At 68.3% G+C, this 14,845-nt stretch carries 14 protein-coding genes; 8 read left to right on the top strand and 6 right to left on the bottom strand.

What is annotated here, in order from left to right; translation table 11 throughout:
- Positions 1-67 precede the first annotated feature (67 nt).
- From E3T61_RS06070 to manD, 5 genes are all read left to right on the top strand, one after another.
- Positions 68-1,690: an ABC transporter substrate-binding protein gene (locus tag E3T61_RS06070; protein WP_134640006.1), complete on the top strand. Its 1,623-nt coding sequence runs from the start codon at positions 68-70 to the stop codon at positions 1,688-1,690.
- Between the two features lie 66 nt (positions 1,691-1,756).
- Positions 1,757-2,446 (top strand): DUF624 domain-containing protein, encoded by a 690-nt coding sequence (locus tag E3T61_RS06065; RefSeq protein ID WP_134640005.1) that lies wholly within the window; start codon positions 1,757-1,759, stop codon positions 2,444-2,446.
- The gene (locus E3T61_RS06060) at positions 2,443-4,506 is read left to right on the top strand and encodes a beta-galactosidase (RefSeq protein ID WP_134640004.1); all 2,064 of its coding nucleotides are present in this window, start codon (positions 2,443-2,445) and stop codon (positions 4,504-4,506) included. Before E3T61_RS06065 ends, E3T61_RS06060 begins: the two co-directional genes overlap by 4 nt.
- Before the next feature lie 81 nt (positions 4,507-4,587).
- Positions 4,588-6,633 carry an alpha-glucuronidase gene (locus tag E3T61_RS06055; RefSeq protein WP_134640003.1) on the top strand — a complete coding sequence of 682 codons (2,046 nt, stop codon included), beginning with the start codon at positions 4,588-4,590 and terminating at the stop codon, positions 6,631-6,633.
- Between the two features lie 27 nt (positions 6,634-6,660).
- Complete coding sequence (gene manD / locus E3T61_RS06050) at positions 6,661-7,869, top strand: D-mannonate dehydratase ManD (RefSeq protein WP_134640002.1); 1,209 nt, start codon at positions 6,661-6,663, stop codon at positions 7,867-7,869.
- A 22-nt stretch (positions 7,870-7,891) separates the two neighbouring features.
- Here manD and E3T61_RS06045 read toward each other — a convergent pair whose 3' ends face one another.
- On the bottom strand, positions 7,892-8,371 hold the full coding sequence (locus E3T61_RS06045; protein WP_134640001.1) for a GNAT family N-acetyltransferase: 480 nt from the start codon (positions 8,369-8,371) through the stop codon (positions 7,892-7,894).
- Between the two features lie 59 nt (positions 8,372-8,430).
- Here E3T61_RS06045 and dapB point away from each other — a divergent pair, with 59 nt between their 5' ends.
- Positions 8,431-9,252: a 4-hydroxy-tetrahydrodipicolinate reductase gene (gene dapB / locus E3T61_RS06040; protein ID WP_134640000.1), complete on the top strand. Its 822-nt coding sequence runs from the start codon at positions 8,431-8,433 to the stop codon at positions 9,250-9,252.
- Positions 9,249-9,692: a tetratricopeptide repeat protein gene (locus E3T61_RS06035; protein WP_134639999.1), complete on the top strand. Its 444-nt coding sequence runs from the start codon at positions 9,249-9,251 to the stop codon at positions 9,690-9,692. The genes dapB and E3T61_RS06035 overlap by 4 nt, the downstream gene beginning before the upstream one ends.
- Before the next feature lie 344 nt (positions 9,693-10,036).
- Here E3T61_RS06035 and E3T61_RS06030 read toward each other — a convergent pair whose 3' ends face one another.
- The 5 genes from E3T61_RS06030 to E3T61_RS06010 form a co-directional block, all read right to left on the bottom strand.
- Positions 10,037-11,017 (bottom strand): hypothetical protein, encoded by a 981-nt coding sequence (locus E3T61_RS06030; protein WP_134639998.1) that lies wholly within the window; start codon positions 11,015-11,017, stop codon positions 10,037-10,039.
- A 325-nt stretch (positions 11,018-11,342) separates the two neighbouring features.
- Positions 11,343-12,227: a TIGR01777 family oxidoreductase gene (locus tag E3T61_RS06025; protein WP_134639997.1), complete on the bottom strand. Its 885-nt coding sequence runs from the start codon at positions 12,225-12,227 to the stop codon at positions 11,343-11,345.
- Positions 12,228-12,246: 19 nt separating this feature from the next.
- Positions 12,247-12,672 (bottom strand): OsmC family peroxiredoxin, encoded by a 426-nt coding sequence (locus tag E3T61_RS06020; protein ID WP_134639996.1) that lies wholly within the window; start codon positions 12,670-12,672, stop codon positions 12,247-12,249.
- A 131-nt stretch (positions 12,673-12,803) separates the two neighbouring features.
- Positions 12,804-13,292 carry a DUF4395 domain-containing protein gene (locus E3T61_RS06015; RefSeq protein WP_134639995.1) on the bottom strand — a complete coding sequence of 163 codons (489 nt, stop codon included), beginning with the start codon at positions 13,290-13,292 and terminating at the stop codon, positions 12,804-12,806.
- Complete coding sequence (locus tag E3T61_RS06010) at positions 13,289-13,744, bottom strand: TlpA family protein disulfide reductase (protein WP_134639994.1); 456 nt, start codon at positions 13,742-13,744, stop codon at positions 13,289-13,291. The genes E3T61_RS06015 and E3T61_RS06010 overlap by 4 nt, the downstream gene beginning before the upstream one ends.
- 113 nt (positions 13,745-13,857) lie before the next feature.
- Between E3T61_RS06010 and dapA the strand changes: the two genes are divergently transcribed.
- On the top strand, positions 13,858-14,835 hold the full coding sequence (gene dapA / locus E3T61_RS06005) for a 4-hydroxy-tetrahydrodipicolinate synthase (protein WP_130175932.1): 978 nt from the start codon (positions 13,858-13,860) through the stop codon (positions 14,833-14,835).
- The last annotated feature ends 10 nt before the right edge of the window (positions 14,836-14,845 follow it).

Genomic DNA, 14,845 nt, shown 5'->3' with positions numbered 1-14,845 from the left:
CCTCTCCCGCACCAGCTCACCGTCACACTCATCCCAGGCCGACCTCATCGGCAACGAAAGGAACAGAATGTTGTCCATACGAAAGAAAGTCATTGCCACGGGAGCCCTCGTCGCGCTCGTGGCCGGGCTGACCGCTTGCGCGCCTGGCGACGATGCCGAGGTTGATCTCAGCGGCAAAGACGTCGGTGCGATGGCGAATTTCGCCGCGGGGGAGCAGTTCACGGCGACCGAGCCCATCAACTTCTCCATCCTTTTCAGCGATCACCCGAACTACCCGCTCAAGAAGGACTGGTTGCTGTGGTCAGAGCTGACCGAACGCACCAACGTGACGCTTGAACCCACCGTTGTGCCGATGAGCGACTACGAGCAGAAGCGCAGCCTCCTCGTCGGCGCCGGTAAGGCGCCACTGATCATTCCCAAGACCTATCCGGGTCAGGAGGAAGCGTATGTGTCCTCCGGGGCAGTGCTTCCGGTCAGCGAATACCTCGACCTGATGCCGAACCTGTCGGAGAAGATCGAGAAATGGGATCTCGAGGACAGCTTCGAGGGCCTCAGGCAGGCTGATGGTGAGTTCTACGTGCTGCCCGGCGTGCACGAGGACATCTGGCAGGACTACACGGTTGCGTTCCGCACCGACATCATGGAGCAGCTCGGTCTCGAGGACCCGAAGGATTGGGACGAGTTCCGCGATGTTCTGGCCGCGATCAAGACGGCCTACCCCGATTCCTACCCCCTCTCTGACCGGTTCAAGGGCGACAGCCTGTTGAATGTCGTGGCGATGACCTTCGGTACCTCGGCCGGCTGGGGCTGGGATGCGGCATCCTGGAACGAGGATGACAAGAAGTTCGAATTCACCGGAGCCACCGAGGAGTACCGGGCCTTCGTCGAGTATCTGCACTCCCTTGTCGCGGACGGCCTGATCGACCCCGAGAGCTTCACCCAGGACGACGACTCGGCGATCCAGAAGTTCGTGAGCGGCAAATCCTTCGCGATCAGCTCCAACGCCCAGACCGTCGTGAACGACTACCGCCCCGCGCTGACGGAGACTGTGCCCGGGGCGACCGTGGCCAAGATCCCGCTGCCGGCCGGTCCCGCCGGCAACGTGCTGTCCGAGGCCACCCGTCTCGAGAACGGCATCATGATCAACGCCGACGCCCTCAAGAGTGAGAACTTCACCGCGATGATGCAGTTCATCGACTGGCTGTGGTACTCCGACGAGGGCGCGGAATTCGTCAAGTGGGGTGTCGAGGGAACGACCTTCGCCAAGGACGCCGACGGCACGCGAACACTGAACGGCGACATCGACTTTGTCGGCGTGCACCCCGGTGCACCGAAGCACCTGCAGAAGGACTTCGGATTCGCCACGGGTGTCTTCGCCTATGGCGGCGCCACCGAACTGCTCGAGTCCACGTTCTCCGAAGAAGAACTCGCATTCCAGGCCGTGATGAAGGAGAAAGACGTTCTGCCGCTCGCCCCGCCGTTCCCCCTCGAAGAATCGGAACGCGAGCAGGCCACCCTCCTCGAAACGCCCCTGTCGGACACGGCGAAGCAGGCGACGTTGCGCTTCATCCTCGGCCAGCGCGACCTGTCCGAATGGGACGACTACGTGACCGAACTGGAGGGCAAGGGAATGAGCAGATACCTCGACCTGGTCAATTCCGCCTACGACCGGTACGCCGAAACCCAGTAACCGAAAGTTCCGCCGGGGCCTGATCGGGCCCCGGCGGTGCAGCCCTACAGCCCAGGAGTATTCACAATGACACTCTCGACAGGTACGCAGCGCACGGGGACCCTCGGCCGCGCCACCGCCATGGTTTACCGGGTCCTGATCCTCGAGCTCCTCTTCCTCGCCGCGGCATCGCCCGGGCTGGGCCTCTTGGTGACGCTGTCGGGCGATGCCTCGAACGCACCGCTCCTCGCCCTGTGCCTCCTGCCGGTGGGGCCTGCGCTCTCAGCCCTGATCTTCGCGTGGCGGCAGAGTCCCACCGAAGACCACCTGGAGCCGGCCCGGCATTTCTGGCGGGGATACCGACTCAACACCCTCGGGATGCTGCGTTGGTGGTGGCTGGTGCTGGTGACGCTCGGCATCCTGGGGATCAACGTCGCCTACCTCGACGTGGTCATCGCTCCGGGCGTTCCGCTTGTCATCGCCGGCCTCGTCCAAGCCGCCGTCTTCACTCTCGTCGCGGTCGTTGCGCTGCACGCCCTCATCATCGGGTCGCTCTACAACTTCCGCGCACGGGACGTGCTGCGGCTTGCCCTGCGCTGCGTGCGCGAGGCACCGCGAGCGACCCTCGGAGCCGCGGCCATCACCATTGCGAGCATCGGCGTCGTCAGCGTCGGCTCCGAGGTGGCTCTGATCGCACTCGGCTCGATCCTCGCCGCAGTCCTGCTGAACAACGCCAAGCCCATGACCACCCTCATCGAGGAGAAGTACATCGCGTGACCGATATCGACATCAGGACCGACACCGACACCCGTCCGCCCCGGCAGGACAAGATCCTGTACGGCGGGGACTACAACCCTGAGCAGTGGCCACGAGACTACTGGGACGAGGACTACGCCGCGTTCGATCTCGCCCGGATCGACACCGTCACCCTGGGGGTCTTCGACTGGGCGCTCATCTCGGTCGCCGAAGACCAGTACGACTTCACCCTCCTCGACGAGATCGTCGCCAAGGCCGCTGAGTCGGGTCGCCGATTCGTCATGGCGACCGCGACAGGCGCGCTTCCCCCGTGGCTCGCCCACACGCATCCGGAGGTCAACCGCACAGATTTCGACGGGCGCCGGCACGTCTACGGACAACGCCACAATGCCTGCCCGAGTTCGCCGGTGTTCCGGCGGCTCTCCAGCCGCCTCGCCGGTGAGATCGCGCGGCGTTACGCGGGTCACCCCGCCCTCATGGCCTGGCACATCGGCAACGAGTACAGCGGGGCCTGCTACTGCGAGAACTGCGCCGCCGGGTTCCGCGTCTGGTTGCGCGAGCGCTACGACACCCTCGAGCGTCTCAACGCGGCCTGGAACGCCACATTCTGGTCGCACACGTTCTCCGACTGGGCACAGATCGTGCCGCCGAATGCGCTGAGCGAGCACTGGCGTGGTCAGAACCACACCGCGTTCCAGGGCATCACCCTGGACTACCTGCGCTTCATGTCCGACGCGATGCTGCAGAACTTCCTCGACGAGAAGGCGGCGATCCGGGAGCACGACACGACGACGCCGGCCACGACCAACTTCATGGGCATGTACCGGCCGATCGACTACCACCGGTGGGCTGAACACCTCGACTTCGCCTCCTGGGACAACTACCCGCCGACCGACCGTTCTGAGGCACGGATGGCGCTGACCCACGATCTGATGCGGGGGCTCAAAGGCGGAGACCCGTTCTGGGTGATGGAACAGACCCCGACGATCACCGCCAGCCGCGACATCAACCCCCTCAAGCGCCCGGGGGTGCTGCGACTGTGGTCGTGGCAGTCGGTGGCCCACGGTGCGGACGCCGTGCTCTACTTCCAGATGCGCCAGTCGCGAGGCGCCTGCGAGAAGTATCACGGAGCCGTTCTCGACCACGCCGGGCGCACCGACACCCGCTCATTCAGGGAAGTCGCCGCCCTCGGCGCCGACTTCGAACGGGTCGGCGGAGTGGTATTGGGCGCTCGCACGCCGGCGCGCGTGGCCGTGCTCTTCGACTGGGACAGCTGGTGGGCCTCCGAGACAACGGACGGACTCAACCGCACGGTGAGCTACCCCCAAGTGGTCCTGGGCTATCACCGGGCACTGTGGGAAGCCGGCGCCCAACTGGATGTCGTGTCGGTCGACGCACCCCTGGACGGCTACGACGTCGTGGTGGCGCCGCTTCTGCACATGCTCAAGGGCGACATCGCCGACCGGCTCCGGGCCGTGACGGAACGGGGCGGGTCGGTACTGTCGTCGTTCCTGAGCGGTCGAGTGGACCGGGACACCAACGCGTTCCTGGCCGATGCGCCAGGCCCTCTCGCGCCCCTGTTCGGTGTGCGGGTTGAGGAAACTGATTCCCTGCCCGCCGAGTCGGTCAACCGGATCGTCTTGACCGGCTCGGGGCTCAGCGGCGCCGTCGGCGCGCGGAGTGTCTTCGAGATCCTGGTTCCCGAGGGCGCAGAGGTCGTCGGCAGTTATGAGGACGACTTCTACGCCGGGCGGGCGGCCGTGACCCGGATGCCCTCTGCCGCCGGCGGCTCCGCCTGGTACGTCGGCACGCTCCTGGACGCCGACGGCGTGTCGCAGGTGGTGCGGGCCGTACTGGCAGAGCATGACCTGATCGGCCCGTACGCGGATGAACCCGAGCTCGAGTACGCCGTGCGGGAGGGCGATGGCGGCAGGTTCGCCTTCCTCCTCAATCACGGTGATCAGCCCGTCGTGGTGCCCGCTCATGCGGCGGGAACCGACCTGATCACCGGGGCTGCAGTCCGGCAGGGTGAAGCGATCACTCTGGAGCCGAAGGGCGTGATGGTCGTACGAGAGGGCTGACCGGCGCGGAGCCGCCCGGTCCCGTGAGCACCAGAAGATCCACCGTCTGCCGGCGGCTGCCGGCATCACAAGGAGAAACCAATGACGACCACTGACACACGCGACACGACACGGGAACACCCGGCCTGGTTGCCGGGGGAGTCCTCTCGGCACCTCGGTGGGCGGCGGGTGTACATCGACGCGCACGGGCCACTCGTCGACACTGTGCGCAGCGAGTTCACCCGAGCGATGGCGGCCCACGGTGGCAGATTCGTCGATGTGATCACGGATGCCGAGATCGTCGTCATCCTCGTCACCGAGCCGATGGCGCCGAACCCCGCACACGCGGATGTGGCGGCGGTGCGGGAGGCCGCGGCGGCCGCGGAGGCCTCGCCCCTGACGCCGGAGGGGTACATCCTCGCCCGCAGGGATTCGGTCACCGCGATCGTGGCTGCCACGGACCACGGCGCACTGTACGGGGTGCTCGACCTGATGCGGAACGGTGAGCCGGCTCCCGGGGTGCGGCGCGAGCAACCGGCTCACCCCATCCGGATGCTTGACCACTGGGACAACATGACGGTTCACCCCGTGATGGGCGCCGTGGAGCGAGGCTATGCGGGTGATTCGATCTTCTTCACCGACGGGGAGGTGCGCCGGGACCTGGATCGTGTCGCCCGGTACGCGCGTCTGCTGGCGGCAGTCGGAATCAACCGGGTGGCGATCAACAACGTCAATGTGCACCGGACCGAAGCCCTGCTCCTCACTGACAAACTGCCCGATGTCGCTCGCGTCGCCGACGTGTTCCGGTCCTGGGGCATCCGGCTGCACCTCTCGGTCAACTTCGCCTCCCCGGTGCTCCTGGGCGGGTTGGAGAGCGCCGATCCGCTGCTGCCGGAGGTGGCCGAGTGGTGGCGCGAGGCGACCGACCGGGTCTACGACGCGATCCCCGACTTCGGCGGATACGTGGTCAAGGCCGACTCCGAGGGGCAGCCCGGGCCGTTCTCCTACGGTCGCAGCCACGCCGAGGGCGCGAACCCGCTGGCGGCGGCACTCGCCCCGCACGACGGCATCGTGCACTGGCGGGCGTTCGTCTACAACCACCATCAGGACTGGCGCGATCGATCCACCGACCGTGCCAAGGCTGCCTTCGGGCACTTCGTTCCGTTGGACGGGCAATTCGCCGACAATGTCGTGCTGCAGGTGAAACACGGTCCCATCGACTTCCAGACTCGCGAGCCGGTTTCGCCGGTGATCGGGGCGCTCACACACACGAACGTCGCCGTTGAGCTCCAGGTGACCCAGGAGTACACCGGGCAGCAGAAACACGTCTGCTACCTCGGGCCGGCCTGGAGCGAGATCCTGCGCTTCCGCTTCGCCGGTGAGACCGACGGGGCGCGTCCCGTCGCGGACCTCGCCACCGGAGGGTTCGTGGCAGTCTCCAACGTCGGCACCGACCATTTCCTCACCGGGCACCCCCTTGCCCAGGCGAATCTCTACGCGTTCGGCAGGCTCTCCTGGGAGCCGCTCGCCGACCCTCTCCGCATCCTGGACGAATGGATCGGGGCGACCTTCCCGGACGCGGACGATCACGCGCGGGCCGTCATCCACTCCATCCTCGACAGCTCGTGGGCGACCTACGAGAAGTACACGGCGCCGCTCGGAGTCGGTTTCATGGTGAGTTCCCGGGACCACTACGGCCCGGACGTCGATGGTTACGAGTACTCGCGCTGGGGAACGTATCACTTCGCCGATCGAGACGGTGTCGGCGTCGATCGCACGCAGGCGACGGGAACCGGATTCGCCGGGCAGTACCCCTCGCCGTGGCGGGAACGCTACGAATCGCTGGCGGAGTGCCCGGACGATCTGCTGCTGTTCTTCCACCACGTGCCATACGACCACGTGCTGAAAAGCGGGTCGACGGTCATCCAGCACATCTACGACACCCATACCGAGGGGGTGCAGGACGTTCTGCGCAGCCAGGCCGCCTGGGCCGGGCTGAGCAACCGGATCGACAGTGCAACGCATGAGCGCGTGACAACGCTCCTCGTGGAGCAGGTTCGGTCGGCGGGGGACTGGCGCGACCAGATCCAGACCTACTTCTTCCGCAAGTCCGGGGTCGCCGACGCGACCGGTCGTCCGCATTACTAATCGGCTTCAGCCGAGACAGGAGAGCTCATGCTCATCACCGCTGCACGGGTCGTCGTCACCTCACCGGGGCGGAACTATGTCACCCTGATCATCGACACCGACGAGGGCATCCGCGGCATCGGCGACGCCACCCTCAACGGTCGTGAACTCGCGGTCGAATCGTATCTGCGCGATCACATTCTTCCGCTCCTGATCGGCCGGGAGGCCAACCGGATCGAAGACATCTGGCACTACCTCTACAAGGGCGCCTACTGGCGGCGCGGCCCGGTCACCATGACAGCCATCGCGGCGGTGGATGTCGCGTTGTGGGACATCAAAGGCAAGGCGGCGGGAATGCCGGTCTACGAGTTGCTCGGCGGCGCGGCCAGGAACGGGGTGATGGTGTACGGGCACGCCTCCGGCAGCGACTTCGCCGAGCTCGGTGACGACTTCCGGGCGCACCTCGACCTCGGCTACAAAGCGGTGCGGGTGCAGTCGGCCATCCCGGGCGTCGACAAGACCTACGGCATCCCCGCGGCCGGGGCCTACTACGAGCCGGCGAGCAGCGCGCTGCCTCAGGAAGACAGCTGGGAGAGCACGTCATACCTGGACTTCGCACCGAGACTGTTCGAGTTCGTGCGCGAGGAATTCGGCTTCGGCGTCCATGTGCTCCACGACGTGCATCACCGTCTGACGCCTATCGAAGCCGGGCGACTCGGCAAGTCGCTGGAACCGTACCGCCCCTTCTGGATCGAAGACCCGACCCCGGCCGAAGACCAGTCCGCGTTCCGGCTCATCCGTCAGCACACCACCACGCCCATCGCCGTCGGCGAGGTATTCAATTCGATCTGGGACTGCCAGCAGCTCATCACCGAGAGATTGATCGACTACATCCGCACCTCGGTGTCGCACGCCGGCGGCATCACGCACCTACGCCGAATATTCGCTCTCGCAGAGCTCTATGGTGTGCGGTCAGGGTCGCACGGCGCCGGCGACCTGTCGCCGATCACCATGGCGGCGGCTTTGCACGTGGATCTCACCATCCCCAATTTCGGAATCCAGGAGTTCATGGGGCACACCCCGCAGACCGCGGAGGTGTTCCGACACGGCTACACCTTCACCGACGGGCTGATGCATCCCGGGTCCGCGCCCGGGCTCGGAGTGGAGTTCGACGAGGACGCGGCGGCGGCTTTTCCCTATAACCCCAAGTACCTGCCGGTCAACCGGCGCCTGGACGGCACGGTACACGACTGGTGACGACGCGGGTGCGTCACCTCCGCTACAGTGCCTTGCTGTACCAGTTCGTGGCGTTCGGGTTGTCGTTGTACGGCGGCACATCCACATAGCCGGAGCGCCGGTAGAGCGCTCCGGCCGCCTCGAGACTCGAGTTGGTGTCGAGCACGATTTCCGTGGCGCCGAACGCGCTGGCCCGTTTTTCCAGTTCCGCCAGCAGCAGGCTGCCCCAGCCGCGGCCGCGCACCTGCGGCTGCAGCCAGAGGTGTTTGGCCTCGAACCGCACCGCCCCATCCGCCCCGTCTTCGATACGCCGCACGCCGCCGCAGCCCACGAACGTGCGGGACCCAGGCTCTTCGCTGACGAGCAGGAACTGGCCGTTCGGCGCCACGAACTGCGCGGGGGTCGGGAACGTGGTGCGGTATCCGCCCGCGGCAGGGAACGTTGAGGCGCGATCGCTGAAGTACTGCGTGAGCAGGGTGATGGACCCCGCATCCGTGACAGAGACCGCAGTGAATTCAGGCATGCCCCTAGGGTACGTGTCCGGGCACCGGTGGCAACCGTCGCGCTTGGTAGATTGGCAGCATGACAACACGGGTGGCCGTCATCGGCGCAACGGGCAAGATGGGGCGCCTGGTCTGCGACCTGGTGGAGAACGCGACGGAGTACGAGCTGGTGGCCCGGCTGGACTCGACCAGCGAGCTCAGCGAGATGCTGGGAGCGGATGTGGCGATCGACCTCACCGCACCGGCGGTCAGCCAGAGCGTCGTGGACTTCGCCGTGTCCAACGGCCTCCGGGTGCTTGTGGGCACCTCCGGCTGGTCGCAGGCCCGGATCGACGCGCTCGGTCACAAGCTCAAAGGCCGCACGGATGTCGGCGCCGTGATCATCCCCAATTTCTCGCTCGGCTCGGTGCTCGGCACGGCCTTCGCTGCCCTCGCCGCCCGGTTCTTCGACTCCATCGAGATCGTCGAGGCGCATCAGGCGGGCAAGGTCGACTCGCCGTCGGGAACCGCCGTGCGCACCGCTGAGCTGATGGCCGCCGCCCGCGCCGGCCTCGGCCCGGTCGCCGCCCCACACATCGACCAGCGCGCCCGCGGCCAGCAGGTCGCCACAGTCCCGGTGCACAGTCTGCGTCTGGCCGGCGTGCTGGCCCGGCAGGACGTGATCTTCGGCGGCTCGGGGGAGACCCTCACGATCACCCACAACACGCTCTCCGCCGACGCCTACGAGCGCGGCATCATGGTGGCGTTGGCCGCCACGCGGGACTGCGTCGGGGTGACCGTCGGCCTGGACCAGCTGATCGACCTTGGGCTATCCGGCGACGCGCTCGCTGCGGCGCCCGCCGGGCCGGCCGATGGGCCGCCTGCCGGACCGGAGAACGCCGAGATGGAGCCCGGCGAATGAAGGGTCGCATCGCCGTTGTCGTGATGGCCGTCCTCCTGGTCTTCTACCTGGTGCTGGTCGGCTGGCGCGCAGTGCTCTTCGTGCAGAGCGGCGACCCCGTCGGCATCCTCATCGGCATCGCGCTCATCGTGCTCCCGTTCATCGGCGCGTGGGCGCTGGTGCGCGAAATCAACTTCGGCATCCGCTGTGAACGCCTGGTCAAGCAGCTCGACGCCGAGGGCGCCCTGCCCGTCAACGATCTGCCCAGCCGCCCGAGCGGCCGACCTTTCCGCGACGCCGCCGACGCGCAGTTCCCGCAGTACCGCGAGGCGGTGGATGCCGCGCCCGAGGACTGGCGGGCCTGGTTCCGCCTCGGCCTGGCCTACGACGCGTCGGGCGACCGCCGCCGCGCCCGCTCGGCTCTCCGCACCGCGATGAGCCTGGAGAAGTCCGCCGCCTGAGCCGCCCGCGCCCGGCCCGCCCGCCGCGCCCGGGAAGGGTAGTTGCGCGGGTGCCGCGCCGCTATGCGGGTGGCGCGCCCACGGCATAGCGGCGCCTGCCCCGCACACCTCGAGTTGACCCCTCTGCGGGGCAGACGGCGGCCGGAGTGCGGGTGCTGCGTCGCTGCGCGAGTGCCGCCGCGCCGTGTCGCTCCGGGGTCTTCGGGCCCCTGAGCCCCCTCGGGGCGTTGCGCGGGTGCCGCGCCGCTATGCGGGTGGCGCGCCTACTGCATAGCGGCGCCTGCCCCGCACACCTCGAGTTGACCCGTGCGCAGGTGTCGCGTCCCCGTTCGGTGCCGCCCACCTCAGTGCTCGGCCAGCCGAGGGCGGCCCCGGGTCAGGCCCAGGTGCGCCAGCCGCGCCGTCAATCGAGGCACGCTCATGCCGGTGGCGTGGTCCCAGCGCACGAAGCCGCGCACCTGCAGCCGAATGGCATCCTCACGAAGCTTCTCTTCGTACACCACCTCCGCCGGAGTGCGCCCGGCGAGCATCACGGGGTCGAAGTACTTCACCCGGCCGTCACTCTCGCCCACACCCCGCACGTAGAGCCAGAAGAAGTCGGAGAAGACCGTTCGGTCCTCGATCACGAACGGATGCTGCAACTCCGGTTCGGGCAGGCCCGCCAGCGCGATCGTCACTCGACTGCCCGACTCGTCGGGGGAGCCCGAGAGCGGCGTGGCGAAGTCGATCACCGTGCGCGCCCGCACCGACCCGCGGAACGGCAGCATCCGGTGCCAGGTCTCGAGTAGGGTCGCCCGGTCGGTGAGGGGTGGAATCCGCCCAGATCGGTCCACAGCCAGGGCCCGGTCGGCCGCGGCGACCGCCGACCGGAGATCCACGACCGTCGCAAGTTCGATCACCGTGCGAGCGACCGACGTGACCAACACCCCAGCCCGCAGAGTTACATCTCGCTCGTCGAAGCCCACCGTATGCCGGCGGATGCCGGACTCTGAGCGACCCCCGGTTGACCGTTGGCCGAGGAAATGGATCTCATCGGGCCACGGTGTCAGCAGCGGCAGCTGCCACAGAGCCGCCGCCGACTGGTGCGAAAGGGGCAGCGCGCTCCCGCGTGCCAGCGACGCGGCCCGTGCATTCAGCGCATACCGCTGATCCCGGTCGAGGCCGGCCCAGACCGCGGCGGGGCAATACTGGCCCCAGCCGATGCGGTGCAGGTAGCCTCGCTCGGCAGCGCGCCGCAGCCGCAGGTCGGCGCCCAGGGCGCGCCGGTACTCGGCGGCCAGGATCACCTCGGGTGGCACGGACGGTTGGTCTGGGCGATTGGTCATCGGGCGAGTCTGGGCGCCAGTCGCCACGGCTACCGTCACCGAACTGTGGTTGGTGAAAACTCCGGGCGGGGGAGTCTGTGGAGGACAGGCCTGCCGCCCGCAGCACCGTGAGGTGACGGCGAGGCTCGGCCCGTGAAGGTGAGGATGAGGTGAACCCGAGCAGAATCTCGAGCCGTGCGGGGCAGGCGCCGCTAGGCCGGTGGCGCGCCACCCGCATAGCGGCGCCTACCCCGCACACCGAGCTCACGCCCGGGTTCGGCCCGCCCGTAGGACGAGTCCGGGCCCGGCGCCGCGGGACCACCGCCCGCGACGCCCGACGGAACCGTTAGCGCAGCATCCAGGTGACCGCTTCGGCGGCCGTGCGGTGGGTGAAGCGGAAACCGTCGGCCTCCAGCTTCGCCGAGCTCACCCGCTGGTCGGCGAGCAGCAGTTGCCTGGCGGCATCCTGCAGGGCGAGCGTGAGCACCACCTCGGGCACCGGAACAAAGAACGGCCGGCGCAGCGCCGTGGCCACGGCCCGGATCACGTCGTTGGCGGTCGCCGGGGTGGGGCCGGCGAGGTTCACCGGCCCGCTGAGCTCCGAGGTGAGCAGGTGCACGATCGCGGCGGCCTCGTCGTGCAGGCTCACCCACGGCCACATCTGGCTGCCGCGACCGAGCGGACCGCCGAGGCCGAGCCGCACGATCGGCATCAGCGGCTTCAACGCGCCGCCCTTGGCAAGCACCAGGCCGGTGCGAAGCATCACCACCCGGGTGGCCTCAGGGGCCAGGCGGGCCTCCGCCTCCCAGGTCGTGACGACCGTGGCCAGAAAGTCGGAGCCGGGCAGCGACTCCTCGGTGAGCTCTTCACCGGGCCGGTTGCCGTAGATCCCTACGGCTGAGGCGTTCAGCAGCACCGACGGCGGCGTGGCGGAACGGCGCATGGCGTCGGTGAGGGTGCGCGTGGCCTGCACCCGGGATTCCATGATCTGGCGCCGATAGGACTTGGTCCAGGGCAGCCGCCCGATCGAGGCGCCGGACAGGTTGATCACCGCATCCACACCGTCGAGCACGGCAGGGTCCAGGGTCAGCGTCGCCGGGTCCCAGCGGAACTCCGCCCGGGTTTGCGGCGGGCGTCGCACGAGCCGGAGCACGGTGTGCCCCGCGGCCTCCAGCTGACGGGTCAATTCGGAGCCGATGAGTCCGGAGGCTCCGGAGATGAGTACGCGCATGGGAGTTACCGGCGGCCGCTCAGGCCAGCTCGGCTTCAATGGTGATCGGGATGCCCGTCAACGCCTGGGAGATCGGGCAGTTCACCTTCGCGTCCTGTGCGAACGCCTCGAACTGCTCCTCGGTGACGCCCGGAACGCTGGCGCTCACGAGCAGGTGGCTGCCGGTGACGCCGGTTCCGGCGACGAAGGTCACCGCGGCGGTGGTCTGAATGCTCGTCGGCGGGTGCCCGGCTGAGGTGAGGATGTTCGCCAGCGCCATCGAGAAGCAGGATGCATGCGCGGCACCGAGCAGCTCCTCGGGGTTGGTCGTATTGGCGGTGCCCTCTGCGCGGGCCTTCCAGTTCACCGGGAACGACCCGCCGTGCGAGGAATCGAGGGAGACGGTTCCGGAACCCGTCATCAGGTCGCCGGTCCATACGGTGGTTGCTTCGCTGGTCAGGGCCATGGTGTTACCTCCTGGAAGTGGATCACCAGCCTATCCGCCGGCCCTGGATCAGGCACGGTGAATCCACGGGCAACGGGCAGGTTCCCAGCCCCGCTCAGCCCAGCCCCGCCGCGCGCCAGGCCACCCGCCGGTCAGGGCGCCGCCGGGCTCCGACCGAGAATCCCGCTTCGCACCAGCAGGAGGTAGAGCTGGCAGCCCAGGCAGTAGTCGAAGACCGCGTTCAGGAACGCCGCCACGAACGCGGCCGCTGCTGCGATGGGCACGGCCGCCGGCACCCCGGCGAGGCCGAGCGCCACACCGATCAGGGCGACCAGCAGGCCGACCCCCTGGGCGAAGGTGGGCGGCGCCGGGTCCTCGAGTGCCGCGGGCGGGCCGAGCCGCGGGCGCACCAGGGTCTTGAAGAGCAGACCGTACGGATGCCGCGCGACACCGGCCACGGTGCTCCAGGCGAACACCGCGGTCTGCGCGGCGAGCAGGGTCAGCGCGGCGACGGATGCGCCGACCAGCGCGAGGAAGATCACCACCAGCAGCACCACGGCCGTGACGGCGGCCCCGAACCGGGGTCCGCGCGGGTCCACCCCTGGTCGTTTCGCGGCGGCAACGGGATGGGGCTGGGTCATCGGAACTCCTGAACGTCGAGGACGAGGTCGTCGAGGTGGGCATGCAGGGCGGCCCGGTTCGGCACACCGCCCACCCGGGCGCGCACCCGGCCGGCCCGGTCCAGCACAAGCGTGGTCGGCGTCTGCAGCACGTTGAACCGCCGGGCGAGGTCCGCCCGGCTGGTGAGGTCCACGTCAACGTGCCGAACGCCCGCACGCGCATCCGCCACCTGGCGCAGCAGGGTGCTGGTGCCGGGGCAGCGGGAGCAGAACTCGGTGGAGAACTGCAGCAGGGTCGCCTCGGCACCGAAGACCGGCGCGGAATCAGACGTGGGCAGCCCGAGCTCGGCGGCCGTGACCACATCAGCACTCGCGCTCGTCACCCGGCCCTGCCGGCGGCGCCAGAGCAGCCCCAGTGCGGTGGTCAGCGCGACCAACAGCACCAGAACAAGCAGGGCAGCGGCTGGGTTCATGCAGGAGAGGTTACGCCGAGGCGGGCGCCGAACAGCCCGTATGACGGCAGATGACGCGCGCGAGAGCACCCGCAAAGGCGCGGGAGGGCGCGCTAGACGATAACCTGTAAAACGTGTCTACTCCTTTCAACCCATTCGGGCAGGTCCTCGTCGCCCTGGTGACACCATTCACCGCTGACGGAGAGGTGGCCTGGGCAGACGTCGAGAAGCACATCGACGACGTCATCACCGCAGGGGCCGACGGCATCGTGGTCACCGGCACCACCGGTGAGACCTCCACCCTCACCGACCCCGAGAAGATCCGGCTCGTCGAGGTCGGCAAGGACGTCGCGGCCGGCCGCGCCAAGATCATCACCGGTGGCGGATCCAACGAGACCGCGCACGCCATGCAGCTCGCTAAGCAGAGCGAGAAGGCCGGCGCCGACGGCAACATGATCGTCACCCCGTATTACAACAAGCCCACCCAGGCCGGCGTACTCACGCACTTCCGCATGATCGCGGATGCCACCGACCTGCCGGTGATCCTCTACGACATCCCCGGCCGCACGGGCATCCCGATTACCTACGAAACCATCCTGCGCGCCGCGAAGCACCCGAACATCCTCGCCGTCAAGGACGCCAAGGGCGACCTGGCCCAGGTCAGCCGGGTGCTCAACCAGACCGACCTGCTCTACTTCTCCGGCGACGACCCCAACGTGCTGCCGCACCTCTCGATCGGCGCCACCGGCCTGATCGGCGTCACCGCGAACATCGCGGCCACGCCGTACCGCCAGATGGTGGATGCCGTGAACGCGGGCGACCTCAAGGCGGCGACGCTGGCTCATCAGCAGCTCGAACCGCTCGTGCGCGCCGTGATGACCCACGTGCCCGGCACCGTCGCGGCCAAGTACATCCTGCACGGTCTGGGCCGCATCGGCAGCCCCCGCGTGCGCCTGCCCCTCGTCGGCCCGGAGGAATCCGAGGCCGCCATGATCGAAGACGAGATCGACCTGGTCCGGAACATCCCCGGCGTCGACTTCACCAACTTCCGCCCCGACCGCAACGCCGCCGCAGGTGGCGCACTGCCCAAGATCGCCGGAACCACCCGCTAGAAAGCCACAC

The organism is Cryobacterium lactosi (assembly GCF_004403945.1).
In the GTDB taxonomy this organism is placed as follows: domain Bacteria; phylum Actinomycetota; class Actinomycetes; order Actinomycetales; family Microbacteriaceae; genus Cryobacterium; species Cryobacterium lactosi.
The sequence above is the reverse complement of the archived record's forward strand: the minus strand, read 5'-3'. Positions and strand labels throughout refer to the sequence as shown.